Annotated in this window: 20 protein-coding genes; 8 read left to right on the plus strand and 12 right to left on the minus strand. The window is 48.6% G+C overall.

The genetic code is table 11. From position 1 onward, the window contains the following. Positions 1-22 precede the first annotated feature (22 nt). Positions 23-1,165: a pseudouridine synthase gene (locus JHJ32_RS01910; RefSeq protein ID WP_079714947.1), complete on the minus strand. Its 1,143-nt coding sequence runs from the start codon at positions 1,163-1,165 to the stop codon at positions 23-25. A gap of 246 nt (positions 1,166-1,411) precedes the next feature. Between JHJ32_RS01910 and JHJ32_RS01915 the strand changes: the two genes are divergently transcribed. Next, complete coding sequence (locus tag JHJ32_RS01915; protein ID WP_200119495.1) at positions 1,412-2,215, plus strand: lytic transglycosylase domain-containing protein; 804 nt, start codon at positions 1,412-1,414, stop codon at positions 2,213-2,215. A gap of 17 nt (positions 2,216-2,232) precedes the next feature. Here JHJ32_RS01915 and JHJ32_RS01920 read toward each other — a convergent pair whose 3' ends face one another. Both JHJ32_RS01920 and JHJ32_RS01925 read right to left on the minus strand, forming a co-directional pair. Further along, positions 2,233-2,895 carry an outer membrane lipoprotein carrier protein LolA gene (locus tag JHJ32_RS01920; RefSeq protein ID WP_200119497.1) on the minus strand — a complete coding sequence of 221 codons (663 nt, stop codon included), beginning with the start codon at positions 2,893-2,895 and terminating at the stop codon, positions 2,233-2,235. Between the two features lie 4 nt (positions 2,896-2,899). Continuing rightward, positions 2,900-5,473 (minus strand): DNA translocase FtsK, encoded by a 2,574-nt coding sequence (locus JHJ32_RS01925; protein WP_200119498.1) that lies wholly within the window; start codon positions 5,471-5,473, stop codon positions 2,900-2,902. Between the two features lie 191 nt (positions 5,474-5,664). Here JHJ32_RS01925 and JHJ32_RS01930 point away from each other — a divergent pair, with 191 nt between their 5' ends. Further along, a complete protein-coding gene (locus JHJ32_RS01930; RefSeq protein ID WP_200119499.1) occupies positions 5,665-6,402 on the plus strand; it encodes a DUF4397 domain-containing protein in 738 nt (245 codons plus the stop codon). Positions 6,403-6,502: 100 nt separating this feature from the next. Here JHJ32_RS01930 and tyrS read toward each other — a convergent pair whose 3' ends face one another. Then, positions 6,503-7,786, minus strand: a complete 1,284-nt coding sequence (gene tyrS / locus JHJ32_RS01935) for a tyrosine--tRNA ligase (protein ID WP_200119500.1) — start codon at positions 7,784-7,786, stop codon at positions 6,503-6,505. A gap of 121 nt (positions 7,787-7,907) precedes the next feature. On the opposite strand from tyrS, the gene JHJ32_RS01940 reads away from it, so the two are divergent. The 3 genes from JHJ32_RS01940 to JHJ32_RS01950 all read left to right on the plus strand — a co-directional run bounded on the left by JHJ32_RS01940 (position 7,908) and on the right by JHJ32_RS01950 (position 11,141). Further along, positions 7,908-8,582, plus strand: coding sequence for a hypothetical protein (locus tag JHJ32_RS01940; protein ID WP_233632432.1), 675 nt, complete (start codon positions 7,908-7,910; stop codon positions 8,580-8,582). Positions 8,583-8,686: 104 nt separating this feature from the next. After that, positions 8,687-10,387, plus strand: a complete 1,701-nt coding sequence (locus JHJ32_RS01945; RefSeq protein WP_200119502.1) for an amino acid permease — start codon at positions 8,687-8,689, stop codon at positions 10,385-10,387. A 250-nt stretch (positions 10,388-10,637) separates the two neighbouring features. Next, positions 10,638-11,141, plus strand: a complete 504-nt coding sequence (locus JHJ32_RS01950) for a T9SS type A sorting domain-containing protein (RefSeq protein ID WP_200119503.1) — start codon at positions 10,638-10,640, stop codon at positions 11,139-11,141. Between the two features lie 71 nt (positions 11,142-11,212). Here the strand turns inward: JHJ32_RS01950 and ispG are convergent, their stop codons facing one another. Genes ispG through JHJ32_RS01975 form a run of 5 tightly spaced genes read right to left on the minus strand, consistent with a single transcriptional unit; the run spans position 11,213 to position 16,180 of the window. Continuing rightward, positions 11,213-13,222 carry a (E)-4-hydroxy-3-methylbut-2-enyl-diphosphate synthase gene (gene ispG, locus JHJ32_RS01955; RefSeq protein WP_200119506.1) on the minus strand — a complete coding sequence of 670 codons (2,010 nt, stop codon included), beginning with the start codon at positions 13,220-13,222 and terminating at the stop codon, positions 11,213-11,215. Positions 13,223-13,276: 54 nt separating this feature from the next. Beyond that, complete coding sequence (locus JHJ32_RS01960; RefSeq protein WP_200119507.1) at positions 13,277-13,894, minus strand: RDD family protein; 618 nt, start codon at positions 13,892-13,894, stop codon at positions 13,277-13,279. Between the two features lie 3 nt (positions 13,895-13,897). Beyond that, positions 13,898-14,854, minus strand: a complete 957-nt coding sequence (locus JHJ32_RS01965; protein ID WP_200119508.1) for a LiaI-LiaF-like domain-containing protein — start codon at positions 14,852-14,854, stop codon at positions 13,898-13,900. A 9-nt stretch (positions 14,855-14,863) separates the two neighbouring features. Further along, entirely contained in the window at positions 14,864-15,448 is a 585-nt protein-coding gene (locus tag JHJ32_RS01970; protein WP_176146048.1) for a PspC domain-containing protein, read from the minus strand. A gap of 12 nt (positions 15,449-15,460) precedes the next feature. Further along, entirely contained in the window at positions 15,461-16,180 is a 720-nt protein-coding gene (locus JHJ32_RS01975; protein WP_200119509.1) for an SDR family oxidoreductase, read from the minus strand. 266 nt (positions 16,181-16,446) lie between these two features. Here JHJ32_RS01975 and JHJ32_RS01980 point away from each other — a divergent pair, with 266 nt between their 5' ends. Genes JHJ32_RS01980 through JHJ32_RS01990 form a run of 3 tightly spaced genes read left to right on the plus strand, consistent with a single transcriptional unit; the run spans position 16,447 to position 18,881 of the window. Beyond that, positions 16,447-17,181 (plus strand): ABC transporter permease, encoded by a 735-nt coding sequence (locus JHJ32_RS01980; RefSeq protein ID WP_079714961.1) that lies wholly within the window; start codon positions 16,447-16,449, stop codon positions 17,179-17,181. A 21-nt stretch (positions 17,182-17,202) separates the two neighbouring features. After that, the gene (locus JHJ32_RS01985; protein ID WP_200119516.1) at positions 17,203-17,955 is read left to right on the plus strand and encodes an ABC transporter ATP-binding protein; all 753 of its coding nucleotides are present in this window, start codon (positions 17,203-17,205) and stop codon (positions 17,953-17,955) included. 29 nt (positions 17,956-17,984) lie between these two features. Continuing rightward, complete coding sequence (locus JHJ32_RS01990; protein ID WP_200119518.1) at positions 17,985-18,881, plus strand: class I SAM-dependent methyltransferase; 897 nt, start codon at positions 17,985-17,987, stop codon at positions 18,879-18,881. Between the two features lie 16 nt (positions 18,882-18,897). Here JHJ32_RS01990 and JHJ32_RS01995 read toward each other — a convergent pair whose 3' ends face one another. The 3 genes from JHJ32_RS01995 to JHJ32_RS02005 form a co-directional block, all read right to left on the minus strand. Then, entirely contained in the window at positions 18,898-20,700 is a 1,803-nt protein-coding gene (locus JHJ32_RS01995; protein WP_200119520.1) for a hypothetical protein, read from the minus strand. A 110-nt stretch (positions 20,701-20,810) separates the two neighbouring features. After that, the gene (purU, locus tag JHJ32_RS02000; protein WP_200119522.1) at positions 20,811-21,653 is read right to left on the minus strand and encodes a formyltetrahydrofolate deformylase; all 843 of its coding nucleotides are present in this window, start codon (positions 21,651-21,653) and stop codon (positions 20,811-20,813) included. 7 nt (positions 21,654-21,660) lie between these two features. Then, complete coding sequence (locus tag JHJ32_RS02005) at positions 21,661-23,526, minus strand: DNA topoisomerase IV subunit B (RefSeq protein ID WP_079714966.1); 1,866 nt, start codon at positions 23,524-23,526, stop codon at positions 21,661-21,663. Between the last annotated feature and the right edge of the window lie 9 nt (positions 23,527-23,535).

The raw sequence follows: 23,535 nt of genomic DNA on the forward strand, positions 1-23,535 counted from the left end.
TCGTAAGCAGGCAAGCTGAAAGTCACTTAATAAAGTGCTTGAGTTGGATGATTTCCTTTTCTTCGAGGTAGCGCCAGCGTCCACGGGGTAGATCTTTTTTCGTTAAGTTAGCGTAAACGACCCTGTCCAGCTTAATCACCTCATAACCTAAATGCTCAAAAATACGCCTCACAATGCGGTTTTTTCCACTGTGAATCTGAATGCCTACTTCCCTTTTGCTTCCGCCCTGTACGTAACTTATCGTGTCAGGTTTGACAAAGCCGTCCTCTAATTCGAGGCCAAACGCAATTTTATTAAGGTCACCTTGAGCGAGACTCTTATTGAGTTCGACGTTATAAATCTTGACAACATTGTTGCGCGGGTGCGAAAGCTTTTCGGCAAGGTTACCATCATTCGTCAGCAAAAGCAGCCCGGTGGTGTTACGATCAAGACGGCCAACAGGGTATATCCGTTCTTTGGAAGCCTTGGACACCAGTTGCATCACCGTGCGGCGTTCCTGGGGATCATCCGTTGTGGTGATGTAGTCTTTGGGTTTGTTAAGCAACACGTAAACCATTTTTTCGCGCTTTAGGCGTTCGCCATTATAGCGCACTTCATCTTTGGATGGATCTACTTTGACACCGAGCTCGGTGACAACATGGCCATTTACAGAGACGACACCGGCTTGGATCAGCTCATCTGCTTTACGTCTCGAGCAGATGCCCGAATTGGCGATATACCGGTTTAGCCGGATCAGTCCGTCATCTTCCGGTGTACTTTTGAATGGCTTCGGCGTTGGGTCGGTTCGCTCACGCAATTTTCGCGAAGGATTGTACGGTCTGTTTTCCGTTGAGCGCCTATCTGTGTTATAGGGCGGCTTTTGTCCGTTCCCGTATTTTTTTTCCCGGTCCCGATAATCACTTGACCGTTTGTCGCTGAATCTCTGCTCGTTGTTTGATGTATTTCGACCTGCTGTCGACCCGCCGCCTGCACGAGGCCGTGGCCGATCGCTTGGGTATTTTCTCTCCCGATTTTCTCCAGACCGCTCGTCTGTATATCGTTTGTCGTTGTCTGGTGTGCTTCGGTCGTCGTATTTCCGGCTACGCGTATGGGAAGGGTTCGGGGTTGATTTACCGAAGCGCTTGGATTTGTCGTCACGACTGTTCCTTTTGTTACTAAAGGGCATGATTTTTATATAAAAATGTAGGCTACAAAGATAGGTAAAATTATATGTTTAATCGCCTGTACGCTTGGCTTTTTTATAAGAGCAAGACCTGTCAAAATACGTTAAATTATGTTAAACACCAAGGGGGCTTATGGTAACTGTTTGTGAATTAACAATATAATTTTTACTTTTGTCGCCAGCTTTTTGGATCAAGTAATTCTGTGGTGCGATTATTTTATGCGTCGCTGGATTACAGAAAGGTTATAAATGATAAAAAAACAACTGCTCTGTTGTAGCGCGGTTTTATTACTGGTATTACTTTCTAAGCTATACGCTTATCGCGTAGCGACAAATACCGAGACATCCGCACTACCGCATGACTCCTTATCTCAAGGAGAAATATTGCAAGACGATATCGCTGATATCCGCAACACTCCGTACTTTGCATCATTGAATTTTGCTGATGAAAACCTTCCGTTGGGTGATAAGCAAATCGAGCGTAAAATGATGCGTTACCTTAAAGAGTATTCCTACACAAAACGCCGTTCGCATGTATTGCATCACAAGGCATTGCATGCATTGCCGAAAGTCGCCGCTATCTTACGTCAACATGGGATTCCCGAGGATTTTAAATATATCCCTTTGGTCGAAAGCGGATTGGTGAGCGGTACTACTTCACATCGCGGGGCGTCAGGCTACTGGCAGTTCATGCCCGGTACAGCGCGGGCTTTTGGGCTGCGTGTAGATAGCGAGGTGGACGAGCGGCAGCATATTGAAAAGTCTACCGCGGCCGCAGCAAGGTATATTAAGGCGTTGTATAATGAGTTTAACAGCTGGACGCTGGTCGCTGCGGCTTTCAATATTGGCGAAGGGAACCTCCGAAGGATTATCGACAGGCAACGTGAGGATAATTACTTCAGGTTGAAGCTCAACAGGGAGACGGGCAGTTATGTGTATAAACTGATCTCGGTCAAAGAGATCATCGAAAATCCCGCTGCACACGGCTACAGGAAAAACCACTTGCTAGCCGATGCAACGAATGAAGAGTCCCAGCAACAGAATAAGCTATAAGGTTACCCGCAGCCCGGCTATCTGAGATCGACGATTTCCATTCCCGGATAGTCGCTTTGTTTAAATGTAAATTTATTGGCAGGGATGGGGGCGTTGGCCTTGGTGTTTTTGATGGCGTAATGATATTTGATTCCACTCTTGTCAAAAATAGTGGCGTCATGTATCAGGTTGGTTGTCTTATTGATCCGTAGTTTGATTTTGAAATAAGGTGCACTGGTGTCCTCAGGCGAAAGTTCGACTACCTGCAATGGTATATTTCCCGATCGTTCGTCAGGTGCAGAAACATATTTATATCCGCTGTTATAGAACGAAAAGATATTGATTGGAGAGATGGAGCCTCCCGATTGATCGACATCCGTCACCTGGACTTCCTGCTCTTCTTTAAGTACCATCCATTGCGTTTTGCCATCGCTGATAATGTCTTGGCCGGACGTCATAATGTGGTACTTACCTGCAGCGCCCTCCATATATATGGTGCCGGACTCGGTATAGCTGTCCGTTTGTTGGGGTTGCTGTACGGTAAGGGTAAAATCTGCCTGAATGGATTTATATCCTTCATATGTTTTGCTTACTTTATTGAGTAAGGTCTTAGCCGCGGCATCGGTCTGTGCGTGGCTTGGTGCGTTAATCATCACCAAGAAAACTAACCACAGACTGGCACGATAAATTGCGCTATTCATTTTCCTAATCTTTCTTTAACCCATCCAAAAACTGTTCCAATGAGTATTCGTCGGGAAAGAGCACTTCCCGGGCCTTGCTGCCTTCAAACGGGCCGACGATACCTGCGGCCTCCAACTGGTCAATAATCCTTCCGGCTCGGTTATAACCGAGTTTCAGCTTGCGCTGAATGAGTGAGGTAGAGCCCTGTTGATGCAACACGACTAAACGGGCCGCATCCTCAAACATTGAGTCGCGGTCTTGCATGTCAAAATCTTCAACGCCACTGTCACCGTCTTCGCCTACATATTCAGGTAGGAGCAAGGCTGACGGATAACCGCGTTGGTTGCCGATATAGTCGGATATTTCTTCCACCTCAGGGGTGTCTACGAAAGCACATTGTATCCGAATGAGGTCACTGCCGGTAGCCAGCAACATATCCCCCCGCCCGATAAGTTGGTCAGCTCCTCCGGAATCGAGGATAGTCCGCGAATCGACTTTGGAGAGCACGCGGAATGCCAATCTGGCAGGGAAGTTGGCTTTTATAGTGCCGGTGATGATGTTTACCGATGGTCGCTGCGTAGCGATTACCAAGTGGATGCCCACAGCACGGGCTAACTGAGCCAGCCGCGCAATGGGGGTTTCTACTTCCTTGCCCGCCGTCATCATGAGGTCGGCAAACTCGTCAATGACGAGCACGATAAATGGCAGGTAGCGATGCCCTTCCTCGGGGTTAAGCCGACGGTTAATAAACTTGGCATTGTACTCCTTGAGGTTGCGCACTTGCGCATTTTTCAACAAGTCATACCGCGCATCCATTTCGATACACAACGAATTAAGCGTGTTGATAACCTTTTTCGTATCGGTGATGATCGCATCTTCCTCGCCGGGGAGTTTAGCAAGGAAATGCCGCTCAATTTTTTTGAATAGCGACAGTTCCACTTTCTTTGGGTCCACCAACACAAACTTAAGTTCGGCAGGGTGCTTTTTGTAAAGCAGCGAAGTGAGGATGGCGTTGATGCCTACTGATTTTCCTTGCCCGGTGGCCCCTGCCACCAATAGGTGAGGCATTTTGGCCAAGTCAGCGATGTACACTTCGTTGGAGATGGTACGGCCCAGCGCAATGGGCAGGTCCATATCCGTATGCTGGAATTTTTCGGTAGCCAGCACTGAGCGCATGGAGACCATTTCGGGGTGGCTGTTCGGTACTTCGATGCCAATAGTCCCTTTTCCGGGCATAGGAGCAATGATACGGATGCCCAACGCAGCCAAGCTGAGCGCAATGTCGTCTTCCAGGTTTTTAATCTTGGAGATACGCACGCCCGGTTTGGGAATAATTTCATAAAGCGTGACCGTGGGGCCGATGGTCGCCTTTATTTTTGCTATTTCGATATTGTAGTTGCCTAATGTCTCTACTATCTTATCCTTGTTCGCTTCAAGCTCGTGGTTATTGACCGTAATTTTGCCGGATCCGTAGTCTCGAAGCAGATCAAGGGAGGGGTATTGGTAGCCCGACAGATCCAACTTGGGGTCGTACTGGCCTACCCGTTCAACCAGTTCATCAGCGGTATTTGGCTTCTCTTCCTTAATGGCGGAAACTGTCAAAGGGGGCGTTATAAGTTCATTTTTGGGTTTTTCCTGTGGCCGTTCGACAGCAAAATCCAAAGCCGCTTCGGGCTCTTGTGCGGGAGCCTTTGGAGGAACGGTCAGCTGCTGTTGGAGCTTTTCGGAAGTTTCTTGCCGGTCGGGAACAGTTTTTAGCCGGTTTGCGGATGCCTCGTTTGCCGCGGCAGCTTCCTTATGCTTATTGAGGCTGAATTCCACCGGTTCTACCCGGTATTCGGATTCATGGGCATACTTTTCGCCACGTTGGTGGTCGGCCGGATCGCGTTCCTGATCGCCGCCCACAGCTACCCTTCGGCCACTGCTGAATTTAAAATCGAAATTAAAGAAGACGATTAAAATGGTCAATATCGTGAAAAGTAACAATCCAGCCACTCCCGGAGTACCGATTTGGGCTTCAAGCAATCGGTTGCTCCAGAACCCGAATTCGCCTTCAAGGAAATGGGGATAATCGTTGATGAATCCATGGATGAAGCCTAATGTTACCGAGATAAATACCAAAGCGAAAAAAGTATATACTAAAATTTTCCAGGTGGCAATAATCTTTATTCTGAGTAATAGCCTGTATCCAATGACGAACAGGACGGCAATAAAAAGGAAAGAGGCTATCCCGAACCATTTGTAAATGAACTGATGAGCAAGCAACGCACCGAATTTGCCCATCCAGTTTTGCACGACGGGAGGTTCAATGCCAGCAAGGGCAAGCTCTTCCCGGGTTTTAAATAACGTATGCCATCCTCCGTTGGCAGCAGAAACGTAGCTTTGATCCTCTTTCCAAGTAAATAAGTAGGATATGAACGCGATGAGGAAATACACAGACAGTATGAGCAGAAACAAGCCAGCGATCTTTCTCGCTTTACTGCCTAATGCCTGACCATAAAGAATCGTTGATTTTCGCTCATTTTTTTTGCGTAGGGAGGGTTTGCCTTCCGTATCGTGCTGTATATTCTTTCTGAATGAATTCCCTTTTCCAGCCATTTAAAACACGCAATTTGTTTGAGACAAACTTACGGATTTTTTATAGATAATCGATTGCGGCGAATAACGGATAGGATTTCCAATATTTTCGGGCGGGATGTAGCATTCTGCTTGATGCATCCGTTTTCACGACAACAGGCGATAAGGGAGCGTCTTGAATAAACTGATAGTCGGAATTACACAAAAATTGAATGAGACGATTTGAAAAATTGACGAGCAGCCGATTGTTTCTTTTGGCAGGGTTTGTTGTAACGGTTATGGCAACGTTGTCTGGCTGTCTTAAAGATGATGAGCAGGGCAGCTATCAAATCTCGGCTGTGCGAGCGTTAAATGCGGTGCCCGGGTCGGCATCGCTGGACATTGGATTGAATCAAAATAAACTTAATTACGACAACGCAACTCGCCAGGATGAAGACTTTGCCTTCGGGGATACCTTGGCCTATAAAAATGCTTGGCCGGGAAACCGATGGGTGACGGTCTTTGATCCGGCGGATTATCCCAATGCACAGCCATTGGCTCAGCGGACAGTCAACTTCATTCCGGGACGGTTTTATTCGTTGTACGTGGTAGGATACGAGGAAATCGAACTGATGGCGACGATGGATGATCTGTCTGCGCCGGAGGCGGGGAAAGCAAAAATTCGATTTATACATTTGAGTCCGGATGCCCCTTCGCTGGACTTCGGTGTGCAGGGCGCAGACACGTTAATCGCTAATGATAAGGTATTTAAGGAGGTAGAAGAATTTTCCCAAATTGAGGCGGAAGAAACCTATACGTTCTACATCGGCGAGCACAGCAGCGGCAATGTTGTGCATACGTTTGAGTTTACCCCGAAGACGAATATGATCTATACCATATGGGTCAAGGGGTTATTCGAAAGTACAGGCGATGAATCCTTGGATCTGGGACACGGTATTATTGTCCATTAGGACAGCACGTATTTCTCCATAAGTTTAGGTTGATTGAAATCCGTCGATAGGCGGATGCCGCTCCCTCCCCGGGAGCGGTTTTTTTTTGCCTATGCATAGCCTATTCGGCGATTAGTAGGTAATAGTTCTTTTTCCCTCGTTGGACAATCAGGTAGTTGTCATTGATCAAGTCATCTACACGGAAATCCTGTTCGATATCGGTGATTTTTATCCGATTTATCGACACGCCGCCGCCTTGAATCATTTTGCGGGCTTCCCCTTTTGACGGAAAAACCGAGGAGGCGACGGCCAGAAGATCCAGTACATTGATGCCACTGGCCAATGATTCCCTCGCAATTCGAAACTGAGGTACGCCGTCAAAGATATCCAATAGCGTTGAATGGGGTATTGCTTTCAGAAATTCCAGGGACCCATTGCCAAATAGAAATTCAGAGGTCTTCAATGCAGTTTCATAATCTGACATCGAATGTGTACGGATGGTGATGTCTTTGGCCAGCTCCTTTTGCACAATACGATGGTGTGGTGCGGCATCATGTTCGGCGATAATGGCCGCGATTTCATCCTTGGATTTTAACGTGAAAATTTTAATCCAGTTTTTTGCGTCTTCGTCACTTGCATTAAGCCAGAACTGGTAGTATTTGTAGGGCGATGTTTTATTGGCATCGAGCCAAACCGCTCCGCTTTCCGTCTTCCCAAATTTATTGCCGTCGGCCTTTTTTATAAGTTGGGTGGTTAGGGCGTAGGCAGTACCGCCATCTTTGCGGCGGATAAGTTCCGTGCCGGTGACGATATTCCCCCATTGATCCGAGCCCCCCATTTGCAGGACGCAGCCATGGTTTTTCCATAAGTAGTAAAAATCATAGCCTTGTATCAGCTGATAAGTGAATTCGGTAAAGGATAACCCGTTTTCTCCTTCGAGTCTTTTCTTGACGGAGTCCTTTGCCATCATGTAATTGACCGTAATATGTTTGCCGACATCGCGGATAAAGTCCAGAAAACGAAAGTCTTTAAACCAGTCATAGTTGTTGACCATGACAGCACTGTGCGGCGAACCCGAGAAATCCAAAAATTTGGCAAGCTGATTCTTTAGGCAGGATATATTGTGGTTTAGGGTTTCTTCGTCCAGCAGGTTGCGCTCTGCTGACTTCCCTGAGGGGTCGCCTACCATACCTGTTGCACCTCCAACCAGCGCTACCGGTTTATGACCTGCCTGCTGAAAATGGATCAAGGTCATGATCTGCGTAAGGTGGCCGACATGCAACGAATCACCCGTGGGATCGAAGCCGATATATCCGGCCGTTTTCTCTTTGAGTAATTGCTCCTCGGTTCCAGGCATAATATCATGTAACATGCCCCGCCAACGTAATTCCTCAACAAAACTCATCGTCTTAACTGTAATAATGCGTAATTAATGATGAGCGCAAAGATAGTAGAATATGCCGGAATTGTCGCTCGAATTCGTTATCTTGGCACAATAAGTGTTCAACATTTCGGAAAGCGGCAGGATGAATTTCCTCTCTCATTATTATTTCGAGCGGTATAGTCATAACCCCGAATTGGTGTTGGGTAGTATACTGCCCGATTTGATCAAAAATGCCGACAGAAACGTCACCATGTGGCCGCAAAGGTACGAAGGTCGCTTTGGTAACAACCCCAAACTGCATAGCATCTACCACGGATGGACACGGCATATGGAAACGGATCGTTATTTTCATAACTCCGCTTTTTTTTATAGTCATACCCATGCGTTGAAAATTTTGCTCACACCGACCGTCAGTGATACGCTGATTAGGCCGTCCTTCTTGTCGCACATTGCCCTTGAGCTGCTGCTCGACCACCTGCTGCTTCGAAATAATTGGGTCCATGAATCGGATTTTTACGCATACTTGGGCGCTATCGACTATGAGATGACCGATCGGTTTCTACGATTATGTGAGATAAAGGATACCGCATTTTTTTTTGTGTATTTCAACAGCTTTATGCACGCTCAATATGTACAGGGTTACTGGGAAATTGAGCAAATCGCCTCGGCCATGATCAATATATGCCGCCGTTTATGGGACGTAGGAATTAACGATGTGCATTTGGAAGGGATAATTGATGTCATTACAGATTATGCAGCGACATTGGATGGAAACTTCCATATCATTTTTGATGAAATCCGGTCTAAACTTACATAGGGCCCGTTTATTTGTAAAATAATCGGATAAAAACTGCCTATCCTAAAATTTTTTCATAAGTTTGGCCGGTTGGCGATCAACCAAACCCAAGGAGTTACCCGTGTATGGCAAACAGACTTTTCCGCAAAAAAACAGTAGAACATATTTTAGCCTCCGCCCAGTCCGCAAAGTCCGGTGAGTTGGCCAAGGTGCTGGGCGTTCGTGACTTGGTGTCATTGGGGATAGCGGCCATCGTGGGAGCGGGAATTTTTAGCACGATAGGATTAGCGAGCTTCAATGGCGGACCTGCTGTTTCGCTACTGTTTGTTTTCGTAGCCGTAGCCTGTGTGTTCACAGCATTGGCTTATGCGCAGTTTGCTAGTACGGTTCCCGTATCCGGGAGCGCGTATACCTACGCGTATGTGGCATTTGGCGAGCTGTTTGCCTGGATTATCGGTTGGGCGCTTATTCTGGAGTATGCGGTGTCCAATATGGTGGTAGCCATTTCCTGGTCGCAATATTTTGTAAGCATGTTGGCCGGCTTTGGCATCCGCCTGCCGGGATGGCTTACGATGGCGCCGGCTTATGCTTCGGAGGCCTATGCAAAAGTGCAGGAACAAGGGATAGAATCACTCTCTAAAATAGAACAGACTGCAGCATTAGCTTATGAGCATGCTCCACGAATAGGGGACATTCCGATCATATTTGACTTGCCGGCCGGACTCATTACTTTTTTGGTTACCTGGTTGGTTTACATTGGTATAAAAGAATCCAGGACCGCCAGCAACATCATGGTGGCTATCAAGATCGGCGTGATTTTGTTTGTAATTTTCGGCGGTGTGTTTTTTGTGAGGCCTGAGAACTGGACGCCTTTCGCTCCCAATGGCGTGGGGGGGGTATTAAGTGGGGTTGCTGCCGTATTTTTTGCCTTTATCGGGTTTGACTCCATATCCACCACAGCCGAAGAATGCAAGAACCCCCAGCGCGATTTGCCCAGGGCAATGATTCTGTGCCTGCTGATCTGTGCTGTGCTGTATATTTTGATTACGCTGGTATTGACGGGTATGGTAAACTATACCGAATTGAACGTAAAGGATCCGTTGGCCTATGTATTTGAATATGTGGGGATGGATTATATGGCCGGCATCGTATCGGTCACTTCTGTGGTGGCCATCACCAGCGCGCTGTTGGTTTTCCAACTTGCGCAGCCGCGGATATGGATGACAATGAGCCGCGATGGCTTGCTCTGGAAGCGATTTGCGCAAATACATCCCAAATATAAAACACCATCTTTCGCGACCATTATTACTGGGCTTATGGTCGCGATACCGGCGTTATTCTTTAAAATGGACTTCTTTGTCGATTTGACAAGCGTAGGTACATTTTTTGCCTTCATCTTGGTGTGTGCGGGTGTTTTGTATATGGACTATTCCGGCATTTCAAAGCAATCCAAATTCAAGGTGCCTTATATCAACGGACGCTACCTCATTACGATCGGGTTGTTGCTGGCTGTCTATGGTGTTTATAACTTTGGCCAAGATACCATTGCAGAATGGCGTCAATTATCATGGCGAGATATGCTTGAACACAAGATGCTTACGATTGTGTTCTGGCTGGTTTGGGTAGTTTTGTGTGTCATGGGCTATATCTATCGGTTCTCATTATTGCCTGTCGCAGGAATCCTCGTAAACCTATACCTCATGGCTCAACTTGGCGCGAGCAATTGGATCATTTTCATCGCGTGGTTGGGCGTTGGGTTGTTGGTGTATTTTGGCTATGGTTATAAGCATTCCAAACTCAACAAGATGGAGAATGCGACACCCTGATGCGGCGGTCCAACGATTTTTTTGTTTTTTATAAAACTAAATTTGTTTTACGTTGTTACACCCAATGACAAGCGATTATCGAAGTCGCGGCCTTAACGTCCTAACGTGTTAAAAATTGTTAAATTAATGAAAAAGTTATACATTGGCCTGTGTGTATTGGGCACTTTCTTCTACCTTTGTATTACTTGAAAGGGTGGGGATGATTTAAACTTAAATTTGAGCGCAACACCTTTTTTGAACCAGATACCATATGAGGAAGTATTTACACTACATAATTGTCATATTAACAGTAAGCACTACGGCACTCGTTGAGCGTTCGGACGCTGCACAAGCGCCTTCGGCTATTGCTGCGGTTGATAGTAGCCGCGTAAAAAATAGTGGGGCGCGGATGGCTGCACTGGAGGCTTCAGCGGAAAGACGTGTACAACGGTCGTTTTTTTCATCGTTTAAGAGTTTTTTTCCCTTTCGGACCAACAACGCGCAGGATGAAAAGCTGCTTAGTGGGGTAAAGGTATTTCCCAATCCTGTTGTGGACCAGATCAGCCTCTCTTATAGGCTGGGTAAGCAAAGTTCCGTATCGATCAAGGTCATGGACGCATTGGGCAATGAGGTCATGACATTGCTTAACCAAGAACTGGATGCCGGGCCGCAAAACCACGTTTTCGAAACCAATAACAAATTGACAAACGGATTCTATTTTATCCGCGTGTCTGCAGGGGCTGAAACCGTTGTGAAGCGTATTTCGGTATTGTAAGTATAGCTTTGTTGTGAAATAATCGTAGCAATCTAGCGTCTCCGCTACACCTCCGCTTGCACCCGCCTTCCTTATTTTATTTCAGGGTCTATCCAGCGGCCGTCTTCGCGTATGATTTCGATCAGCTCATCAAGTGCATCGGCCGAGCTGACGTTGCGTTTGACGACCTCTTTGCCCCGGTACAGGGTGACTTTTCCTGGTCCAGCGCCTACATAACCGTAGTCGGCATCGGCCATTTCGCCGGGTCCGTTCACGATACATCCCATAATGCCAATCTTCAGACCTTTGAGGTGGTTTGTGCGGCTCCGTATCATTTGGGTGGTTTCTTGCAGGTCAAACAGCGTGCGGCCGCAACTTGGACAGGAGATATATTCCGTTTTGGAAATACGGGATCGTGTCGCTTGCAAGATAGCAAAAGATGCGGATACCAGTTTATCCGTCGGGATGGTAGGGGCATCTATCCACACACCGTTGCCCATGCCGTCAACCAGTAGTCCGCCGATATCAGTGGCTGCATAAAGTTGTAGCTTAGATAAGGGCTCTTCCGGATCCATGAGGTTGTTTTGCGGGCCGGAAAATTCCGGTGCTGGATATTGGCGCCGGATGATGATGGGATTTTCAAGGCCCAACTCAGATAGCATCGAGAAAAATAAACGTTGATCAGCCATACCATGTGGTTCGTCGGTTTCCAGCACGAAGACAACCGTCTTATCCAAAGGCAGCGCCTCAAATAGGGGGGTGCTTAGATCACGGCGGCTTATCCGTACCAAATTGAGGTTTGCGTCTCGCAGATCGGCCTCAATAAATTCGCCCAACGTATATACCGGGTGGATATTCGCCTTGTTCTTGATGGTCAGCCATGTTTGGTAATCATACAGCTGCTTAAGGTTGCCTGGCATGCTAAAAGAGGGTAGGTTATCGGCCAGGTACACAAAGTCAACCGACTGTTCTCCCATGTGGTACTTATCGAGCAGTATATCGTATTTGTATCCGACGTCGGAGAGGATGGTAGGGTCTTTCAGGTTTTTGCGTGAAATATCGACAACCACCCGAGGCACGATTGAACCGCCGATAAACGCATTGACCTCAGCCGCCACATAGGGCGCGGGTAAAGGGGATGGGTGGGGGCGCTGTCCGATATCCAGTGATTTCTGAACGCTCGATGTTGTTTGCCGAGCTTCGTACCGATTGACCAATGCGATTGCCACGGGGGCTTCAAATTCAGGCTCCTCGGTAAGTGACACCCGGACGGTGTCTCCTAATCCATCTTCAAGCAATGTGCCGATACCTACCGCAGATTTAATACGCCCATCTTCTCCATCTCCTGCTTCGGTGACACCGAGGTGTAGCGGGTAGTTCATCCCCTCTGCTACCATTTTCTCTACCAATAGCCGATATGCACGCACCATGACCTGAGGATTGCTGGACTTCATGGAGATGACGAGGTTGTAATAGTGCAAATCCTCGCAGATTCGTATAAATTCCATGGCGGATTCCACCATGCCTTCCGGCGTATCGCCATAATGGCTCATGATGCGGTCTGATAGCGAACCATGGTTGGTACCAATGCGCATGGCGGTGCCGTATTCCTTGCAGATCTTTACCAATGGCGCGAATTTGGCATATATCCGTTCCAATTCGGCTTGATAAGCGGTTTGCGTATAGCTCAGTTGGTCAAATTTCTTCTTGTCCGCATAGTTGCCGGGATTGATGCGAACTTTTTCTACGATGCGGGCCGCCACCTCGGCGGCATTCGGCGTAAAATGAATGTCGGCCACCAAAGGTACATGGTAACCCCGCCTGCGCAATTCTTTTTTGATTTCGGCAAGGTTATGGGCCTCCTTAATGCTCGGCGCGGTGATGCGGACATACTCGCAGCCTGCATCTACCATGCGGATGGTTTGCTCCACCGATCCGATGGTATCCATGGTATCCACCGTGGTCATGCTCTGGATGCGGATGGGATTGTCTCCACCCATAGGCACGTCACCAATGGTCACCTCACGTGTGCGCCATCTTGAATATTCCGTCAGCGAGTTGCAATAGCCCCCGGGTAGCGTATTTCCAATTTTCATATCCATCTTCGGATTACAAAGTTAGGGATAAATTGCAACAATTACGGAACGCAATCCAGCTCAAATCAGCCTGTCCTTGATGACCAACGTGCCGGCGATCTTGTCATGCAGGCATTGCTGCCTGCGATCCAGGAAGCCTGTGAAAAAACCAATGCCAAGCGTCACTACGCCAACTATTTTGGCCAGGTTTCGCAAGAGGGCTTTCCCATAACCAATCGGTCGCCCTTGCTCATCCGTGACTTTGATGCCGATAAGCATTTTGCCAATGGAAGCGTGCTTTTGAGAGCCTTCTGTGATGACGCAGAGCACGAACTTGAAAACGGGAACCAGGATAAGCCCGACCAGCAATGTCGGGACACTTTCCTTTGCATTGGCCGTGCCGCCAAGATATATCGCGGCGAGCACAGCATAAATACAGAAAGCGATAAAATAATCAATGGCGGTAGAAAGCAACCGCATATCCAGCGATGCGAAATATTGCGGTTGTGTGGTCTGATGTTTCACGCCAAGTAATTTGGATAGCTCGGCAAATTCGCGGAGTTCCTTAAATTCCGGGTGACCTGCGGGTTTCACAAAGTCGGTAGGGCGGAGGTTCATGCCCCGCAATTCATCCAGGGTAAATGGCCCTTGTGGTTTCCCGTGGATGACAACTTCATATTGGCCTGACAATGTATCCAAAGGTTAGTCGTAGCGTTTTACCGTGAAGGAACTTAGCCCCCCTTGTAGATTTATCTGAAACTTGTTTTCGGCTTGCTCATAGCCTTCCGTGATGTAAGAACCGTCGCTTTGTTTGATAAAGCCCGGGAAATCCCGGGAAGAAAGTCCAGATTTCGTGACGATTCGGCATGCCGCCGCCTTCGGTATTTCGATTTCGATGCTGGATACGCCCGATTCCGTAGCGATTGTCGTTTCTCTCAACGGCATGCCCAGTTTGGCCTCGATGGATGCGGCGCCGCCTTTAAACTTAAGATTGGCCACCTTGTATTCCGTCAGATCAAATTCGGCCGAACCGGCGCCCATCTCCAGATCGATGTCCCATACCGGATTGCGATTGAGGCTTATTTTTGCCCAGTTTTCATCGCCGTTGAGATTCCAGGAGCCTTTCCGGCTGTCTTGCATTCTGAAGATTAGATCGGCGTTTGAGCCTGTGGTGGATGTTTCCAGCTGATGTGCTCCTATCGTACTGGTGGCCTCTGCGCTGAAGAGCTTGTCGGTGGAGCCGTCGATCTCGTATTCGACCGCGCCACCGCGGATATGAAGACGGGCTGTTGTAATGGCGCTGTCATATTCGTGCGTAAACGTGCCGCTTGATTTCTCGCGGCGTGTTTTATTTTTGTTAGCCGGCGATTCCCGTTCGATGCGCCAATCCTGATTGTTGAATGCCCACCAATCATGACGCGGGTGGAACGTGCCACGATAAGCGAGGAACGTTAATGCGGCAACGGTTACAACGATGGAAATGGCATTGCCGATGCCCTGCTTCGGCACCAGCAGGTTGACGCCGATGATGATCAGGATAACCGGCCACATGCTAAAGACAGATCGCCAATAGAAGTTGATAACATTCAGGTTATCCAGTAACAAGACGCTTCCTACAAACAATAGGATGAGTCCCCAACTCAATTTTTCTTTATTCATGACCTGTGCTTATTTGGTGTAAGAATGTGCAGAGTCGTCGTCCGAAGGCGATTCGGGCTGCTGCTGATGTCCATGTTCCTGTTCATGAGGAACGGTAGGTTTTTTATCGTTGAATGCACTGACGATGCTGCCTATTCCCATAATAATGAGCAATACGGGCCAATAGCGCGCAAAGTCATGCCACCGGAACACACCGAGTTGATGCAGGAGAAAAAACAAACCGACAGACAAGAGGATCAAGCCGGCGATATACCTGTCCTTTGGTAGTCTCCCGGCTGGCTTATCCATCGGGTTCCAGCCGTATCCGCTGGTGTAGTTGTAAGCGTCACCGGCCGTTTCAGGATTTTGAGGCGCCCGATAGTCCACATCAAATGGATCTTTGGGCAACGAAAATACTTTTACTGGAAGGACAATCCACAGGACGATGTAGACGATTGGTCCCAGTAGCCCCAGGCCAATATATCCCGAAAAGAAAACACTGATGACAAAGGCAAGCCTAAACCATGTCTTATCAACAGCAAAGTAGGCACCCAAGCCTGCACAAACACCGGCAATAGCGCCCTCGTGCGGTATCCGTTGAAGTCTCTTTTCCATCGTCATGTCATTTTAAATGTTACCAAATTTTGGTGTTACCACGATTTCATCCACGTTGGCTCCATCACTCATCTGGAGACAGGAGGCGATCGCGTCAGCGATGTCCGTTGGCAGCACAAACCGATCCGCAGCAACCGTGGTGCCCTCCCAGGAGGATGTCAACGTCGAACCGGGAATAATCTCGGTTACCTTCACGCCGTACGGCCTCAGCGCTTCCCGCAACACATGAGTTAGACCCATTACCGCATATTTTGTTACAGTATAGGTGGCGGCAGAAGCAACGGGCTTCCTGCTGGCGATAGAGCTGATATTAAAGATATGGCCTTTATGGTTTTTTTGCATATTCCGCCCTGCTGCGCGTGACAACAGGTGGGGCGTGTGATAGTTGATAAGCATCTGCAATTCGAAGTCTTCCTCCGATTCCTCGAATAACGATACGGGGCGGAATATACCGACATTGTTGATAAGGATATCCAGATCCGGTGCGGTATGCTCCATCCATTGTATAAGCCGCTTGAGTTGGGCACTATCGGAAAAGTCACAGGCCAAGCACTGCACCTGAATGGTGGGATGTTCTTGTTCCAGCGCTGTTTTGAGCGCATCGAGTGCCCGGCGGTCACGCGCAGCGAGCAGTAAATGGCAGCCCAGGCTGGCGAGTTTTTCCGCAATAGCAAGGCCCATGCCTTTTGTAGCCCCGGTAATTAAAGCCTTTTGATTGATGAGTGTAGCCATATCGCTGTGTATCTAACGTCAAAGTTAAGAAGTTTATCCACGAGAAGGCCAACAACGGCAGGCTTAATTTTTGAGTGGTAGCTCAAGCAGGTTTCATTGCATCGGGCTGATTTAGCGGCGAGGAAGTTCATTGGTTGGCGGCAGCAACATGTCTGTTCATAGGCCTCATTTTGAGCAGTGGCTTGCGCAGTTTCGTTGATACGCGTAAAATGGGTATCTTTAACCGGAGTTTTACGCGTATATTCGGTATACATAAAGTTGTTTTTATGTTTTTTACTTACTTTGGACAATACCTCTTGCTATTAAAATCGGTCTTCAGGCGGCCCGAAAAATGGCGGATTTACTGGAAGGAGATTATTCATGAAATGAATGAAATAGGGGTGGGGTCACTTGGATTAATAGCCATTATTTCTACGTTCGTGGGCGCTGTAATGACCATGCAGATTGCCTTCCAGCTGGTCTCGGACTTGATTCCGAACTCGGTCATCGGGCAGATCAATCGTGATTCGAGCATATTGGAACTGAGCCCTACGATCACGGCGTTGGTGCTTGCAGGGAAGGTCGGTTCGTCCATCTCATCGCAAATCGGATCCATGCGCGTGACCGAGCAAATCGATGCACTGGAAATCATGGGTATCAATGCACCGGGATACCTGATTCTGCCTAAAATTTTGGCTGGTATCACCATGATTCCGGTGTTGGTTATTATATCTATTTTTCTCGCGTTGACGGGCGGTTTGGTAGGGGGCGCGTTGTCCGGCGCAGTCACGCCGGCCGATTATATCAGTGGGATCACAGACGGATTTATCGGTTATACGGTAGCCGTGGCCCTGGTTAAGGCATTTGTGTTCGGATTTGTCATCACCTCGGTATCCGCATTTAAAGGGTTTTATGTGCGCGGAGGCGCGTTGGAAGTGGGGCAAGCCAGCACCCGGGGGGTAGTCATCAGTTGTATCGCTATTTTGGTGATGGACTATATCGTTACGGCCTTGATGCTTTAACCAATTATCCAGTTATGTTATATGATTGAAGTTCAGAATATCCACAAGTCGTTCGGCGACAACCACGTCCTGAGGGGGATAGATGCCAAATTCGAAGCAGGAAAAATCAGCCTGATCATCGGGGGGTCCGGCTCAGGCAAAAGTACACTGTTGAAATGTATGGTGGGGTTGCACAGCCCCGAACAGGGGAAGGTGCTTTATCAAGACCAGGATTTTACACGGATGAATTTCGAAGATCGCATACCGATTCGAAAAGAAATCGGCATGCTGTTTCAGAATTCTGCCTTGTTTGATTCTATGACCGTCGAGCAGAACATCATCTTCCCGTTGGAGATGTTTACCGATATGAGCCGGGCGGAGAAGATCGAGCGGGCAAATTTTTGCTTGGAGCGCGTCAACCTTGCCGGCCGCAACAAGCTGTACCCTGCGGAGCTGTCCGGAGGGATGAAAAAACGTGTGGGGATTGCCCGTGCCATCAGTATGAGTCCGAAATATCTTTTTGTGGACGAACCCAACTCAGGGCTTGATCCCGAAACAGCCATTCTCATTGATGAGCTGATAGCTGAACTTACGGAGGAATATCAATGCACAACCGTCGTGGTTACGCATGACATGAACTCCGTGATGGGCATTGGAGATTATATCCTCTTCTTGTATAAAGGCCAAAAATGGTGGGAGGGGTCAAATAAGGAAATTGCCCATTCGGACGTGGAAGAACTAAATAATTTTGTTTTCGCTAGCCCATTTATGAAGGTGGCCAAAGAGCGGTTTTAATCGTTATCTTTGCAGCAAAAATTTTTACCTTGTCTGTAAACAGCATCCAACTCCTGACCCCGCAACATTGGGAAGACTACGAGCTTATTGATTGCGGCGATTTTGAAAAGCTCGAACGTTTTGGCAATATGATATTGATTAGGCCGGAGCCCCAGGCCGTATGGCCCAAGGGGCTGCCGGAAGCGGAATGGACTCGGCGACACGACATCCGTTTCAAGGGTCGGTCCGCCACGAGCGGCGACTGGCATAAGAAACGCCCCGGATTGCCCGACCGCTGGCATGTCAGCTATCGGAATAACGATGTGGCCGTCAAGTTTCGGCTGGGGCTTACCTCATTCAAGCACGTAGGGATTTTTCCCGAGCAGGCGGTCAACTGGGACTACGTCGCTGATACCATCAGGGCATTCCAGACCAAGCAGCCCAAAGTGCTCAACCTGTTTGCCTATACCGGCGGTGCCTCGCTGGTAGCCCGTGCCGCGGGAGCTGATACAACGCACGTAGATTCCATCAAGCAAGTGGTTACCTGGGCAAATGAAAACCAGGAACTGTCGGGGCTGTCAAATATCCGCTGGGTCGTAGAGGATGCGCTGAAATTTGTGAAGCGGGAACTGAAACGGGGCAACCGCTATCATGGTATCATCCTTGACCCCCCGGCTTATGGCCATGGCCCGAAAGGAGAAAAGTGGAAACTGGAAGATCACATTGCCGAGATGATGCGCGATGTGGTTGGCCTTTTGGATCCGAATGAGCACTTCCTGATTTTAAACACCTACTCGTTGGGCTTCTCCTCCGTAATCGTAGAAAATCTGATCAAATCGGCGATGCCGACTGTACAAAATCTAGAAACCGGCGAACTGTATTTACAAGCGACCGCCGGCAGTAAGCTGCCCTTGGGTGTTTTTGGTAAATTCCGGACCGTGGGCTAACGATACCGGCGCGGTTTCAAGGGCATGTGGTTTCTTTCGATTGGATGAATGCGCATTGCAGTTTAGCCTGTTCCAGATGGCGGTGCATAGCTGGTGAAAAGACAGCGGTGATGTTTCCGGCATAGTCAAACAGCTTTTCATAATAAGCAATCCCTTCGTTTAGCCGAGCTTTGAATCTTGCCACATATTGTTCTTTTTTGCCAGTTATGTCATGGCAGTTGTCTTCAATGAATTTTTTAATATGCTGGATATAGAGATTCAGTTCATTGATGAAGAGGTTGGGGCGCTGCGGCGCATGTTCGAGCAGATTTGTACGCCCATAAATGTGGTTAATCATTTCCTCCAGCGTATACGTGCGGTTGAACCAGGCAAGGTTTGGCCCAGGGCAGATCGCAACGGCACTGTTTTCCCTGGGTTTAAGCAGGTTGTTTTTGACGTATGCACTGGCGGCAAGACCGTCACAGAGGCAGGTTTTTTCCATCACGGCATCTAATTGGCGGATGTATTCGCCAGGTGGGAGGTCCATCGCCTTCAATTGTTTTATTTTTCTGCTTTGATATTGCCTCGATGCGGTGCAGATGGGCCTGTCGGTAAATTCGGTATTGGATACCAGGTACTTTTTCGTGCAGGGGCTACCCGGACGATTGACCGCTATGCGCTCCATGCGCAGCTGTTCGGCTGGGCTTTTCCTGAAATTATTGAAGGGGACACCTAACGGGGAAGCCCCGCTGACGTAAAAATCTTCATGGTCTGCCTGCACCAGTTTAGCCAGCGTGTCGTCATCGACGGTTGTAGCTTCAGGTACCAGCAGGAAGGGGCTCCCCCATCCAGCGCCATCCAGTTCGTAATAGTGCAACAGGAAATGGTGTTCTGCCGCCGTGCCAATGCCCCCCTGTACCGTAAAACGTGTTGGGGGAACCCCTTGGTGCTGTTTGCCGAGGGCGGAGATACGCTCGGTATACAGTTCAGCCAGTTCGGCGAGGAGCTGTTCTTTTTTCGCTTTAAACTCTTCCAGTATCGGACCTAAGAGAAAACCTTCGGTCGCAAAGGCATGTCCGCCGCAGTTGAGCCCAGACTCAATACGAAACTCCGAGACCCACAGGCCTTTCTTGGCAAGAAATTTGGCCTGTATCAGTGCCGATCGATAGTCACTTACTTTAAGGATAATCCGCTTTTTCAATTTTCCCGTCTTGTCGGGCATGAAATCGGGAAATTCGCTCAAGTATGTATAGAGCTTTGGATTCATTCCCGCCGAAAGTACCACCGAGGTGCACAGTTTGCTGTTGGCCGCTCCCCGTAAGGCTGCCATCGCATCCGTATATTTTTCATCCAAGGGGTAGCCATTATCTGCGAAGTTTAATTTGTCGACCTTGGCCATGATGTTGACGTCCACGGCACCCGGCTTCACGTACGCGCGCAGCACCTCCTGCAGCTGTTTTTTCTGCCGCTCATCTTGTTCCCGAAGCATGGCACGGTAGACCGTTTTAAGTTTGGAGTGATTCGGCAGCCACGTGAAATACCGCTGGATATCCGTGCCGTCTTCGAAAGATTGCTGTTTTACTAAATTCGTACGGCGAGTAACCAAGTCGTCGATTAAGTCAAGGTATGCCGTAATACGTAGCGCCCGCGAATCAGGCGTCTTTTTATTGATGGCGAGATAGGGTATTCCGGATTGTTGGCAGTGGAACCGCCGCATCCGTTCGATAAGTTCGTCGTCAACGATGGAAACCACGGAAGAAATACCATAATGGGCCACCTTAAGTGGGGTGTCGATGGAAAAAGCCAGTCCCAGTACGGGAATATGGAAGGAATGCGTCATGAGTGTTACCTATACAGCGGCAAAGTACACGATATTCTGGTTGCCTTTTCGTAATTAGCGTAATAGAAAAAAGTGACTGCTATTATTTTTTTGGGGGAGCTTACACGGATTTATTCGAATACCACTGTTTTATTGCCCGTGATGATCACGCGATCTTCGATGACCAGTGCAAGCGCTTTGCTTAATACTGATTTTTCCACTTCTTTCCCCGCCCTTACCATATCCTTTACGGTATGGCTGTGATTGACAGGCTTGATGTCCTGCGCGATGATGGGGCCTTCATCCAAGTCATTTGTAACGAAGTGGGCTGTTGCCCCGATAAGTTTGACGCCGCGTGCGTGCGCTTGCTTGTAGGGATTAGCTCCGATGAATGCAGGCAGGAAAGAGTGGTGGATGTTGATGATCCGGCCGGGGTACCGGGCCACAAATTCCGGCGAGAGGATACGCATGAATTTCGCGAGTACGACATAGTCGGGCTGATAACGCTCAAGCGTATGGGCGATTTCAGCTTCAAACTGTTCTTTGCTTTTCCCTTCATGGCTTACATGATGGAAAGGGATGCCAAAGCGTTCGGTAAATGTGCTGAGGTCGTTGTAATTGCCTGCCACGCAGCAGACTTCGGCGCCCAGGGTGCCGAAGAAATGCCGGACAATGATATCGCCAAGGCAATGGTGTTCTTTGGTGACCAGTACGGCCAGCCGTTTTTGTTGCGGAGGGTTTACGGTCACGGTGGCCCCTTGTGGCAACGCGGCCGTTAAGTCGTACGCCAGTTGCTCATTATCATTGGCTTTTCCAGCGCATACAATGCGCACGTAAAAACGATTGGCTGCCTCGTCCACGTATTCGCGCATGGTTACGATATTGAGCTGATGCTCCGCTACCGTATTGGCAATGAGTGCCACCAGCCCAACAGCATCACGGCATTGAATGAGGATGAGGGTTTGATTTGTCATTTCCGTTTCAGGCCACCAATTCCGCTGCAGCTGTTTTCTGCTCTTCGGCAATATCTATCTCGATGCGCAGGTTGTCTACAATATGGCGCTGCCTGTCCGGCGTGTTTTTGCCCATGTAGTATTCAAGCAACTGGATTATCTTCTGGTCTTTCGAAAGGATGACGGGATCGAGCCGCATATCCTTGCCGATAAACAGCCCAAACTCCACCGGTGAAATTTCCCCTAATCCTTTGAAACGGGTGATTTCCGGCTTGCCGCCCAATTTTAAGATAGCACGCTGGCGTTCTTCATCGCTGTAGCAATAGATGGTTTCCTTCTTGTTGCGCACCCGGAATAGCGGTGTCTGCAAAATGGATACATGCCCTGACTTAACCAAATCAGGGAAAAACTGCAAGAAGAAGGTCATCAGCAGCAAGCGGATATGCATACCATCTACATCGGCATCGGTCGCAATGACGATGTTGTTATACCGCAGGCCATCCAGTCCATCTTCGATGTTAAGCGCATGTTGCAGCAGGTTGAACTCTTCGTTTTCATACACAACCTTCTTGGTGAGGCCAAAGGCGTTTAAGGGTTTGCCCTTGAGACTGAATACCGCCTGGGTGAGCACATCACGCGATTTGGTAATGGATCCACTGGCTGAATCACCCTCGGTGATGAATAAGGTCGTTTCCTGTGCGAGTTCGTGTTTGTCGCCGTAATGGATTTTGCAGTCCCGTAGTTTGCGATTGTGCAAGGATGCTTTCTTTGCCCGTTCATTAGCCAGCTTTTTGATACCGGCGATGTCTTTGCGTTCGCGCTCAGATTGCAGGATACGTTTCAGCAGCGCATCAGCGGTGTCGGGCGATTTATGCAAGTAATCGTCAAGCGCCTTCTTGACAAAGTCGTTGATGAATGTCCGTACGCTCGGACCTTCAGGTCCGATATTCTGCGAACCGAGTTTGGTCTTCGTTTGCGATTCAAAAACAGGCTCCTGCACTTTAATCGCGATGGCACCGATGATGGATGCGCGGATGTCGGATGCGTCGAAATCCTTTTTATAAAACTCGCGCACGGTCTTCACGACCGCCTCCCGGAATGCCGCCTGGTGGGTGCCGCCTTGCGTCGTGTGCTGTCCATTGACAAAGGAATAATATTCCTCTCCATACTGCTGGCCGTGTGTGAGTGCTATTTCGATGTCGTCTCCCCGGAGGTGGATGATGGGATAGCGCATCGATTCGGCATCGATATTACGTTCAAGGAGATCCTTAAGGCCATTTTCCGAGACGAATTTTTTGCCGTTGAAGTTGATGGTCAACCCCGAATTAAGGAAAACATAATTCCAGATCATGTTTTCTACAAACTCCAGCCGGTAGTGGTAATGCCTGAAGATGCTATCGTCCGGATAGAAAGTCACTGCCGTACCATTGCGTTGGGTAGTGGTTTTTTCCTCGTCCTTAAGAAGCTCGCCCTTGCTGAATTCGGCAATGCGTGTTTTTCCGTCCCGGTAAGATTGGACCGTGAATGACGTAGACAGGGCATTCACTGCCTTCGTGCCTACACCGTTGAGGCCCACTGATTTTTGGAAAGCTTTGCTGTCATATTTGCCGCCGGTGTTGATCTTCGAGACCACATCCACCACGGATCCCAGTGGGATACCCCGGCCATAGTCGCGCACAGCCACTTTGTGTTCATTGACGGAAATTTCGATCGTCCTTCCCGCACCCATCACAAATTCGTCAATGGAGTTATCTACTACCTCCTTGAGCAGTACGTAGATGCCATCATCATATGCTGAGCCGTCGCCCAGTTTACCGATATACATGCCGGGCCGCAGCCGGATGTGTTCCTTCCAGTCTAGCGAGCGTATGCTGTCTTCGTTGTATGCTGTCATAAGTGAGTA

This window comes from Parapedobacter sp. ISTM3, assembly GCF_016533505.1.
GTDB lineage: Bacteria > Bacteroidota > Bacteroidia > Sphingobacteriales > Sphingobacteriaceae > Parapedobacter > Parapedobacter luteus.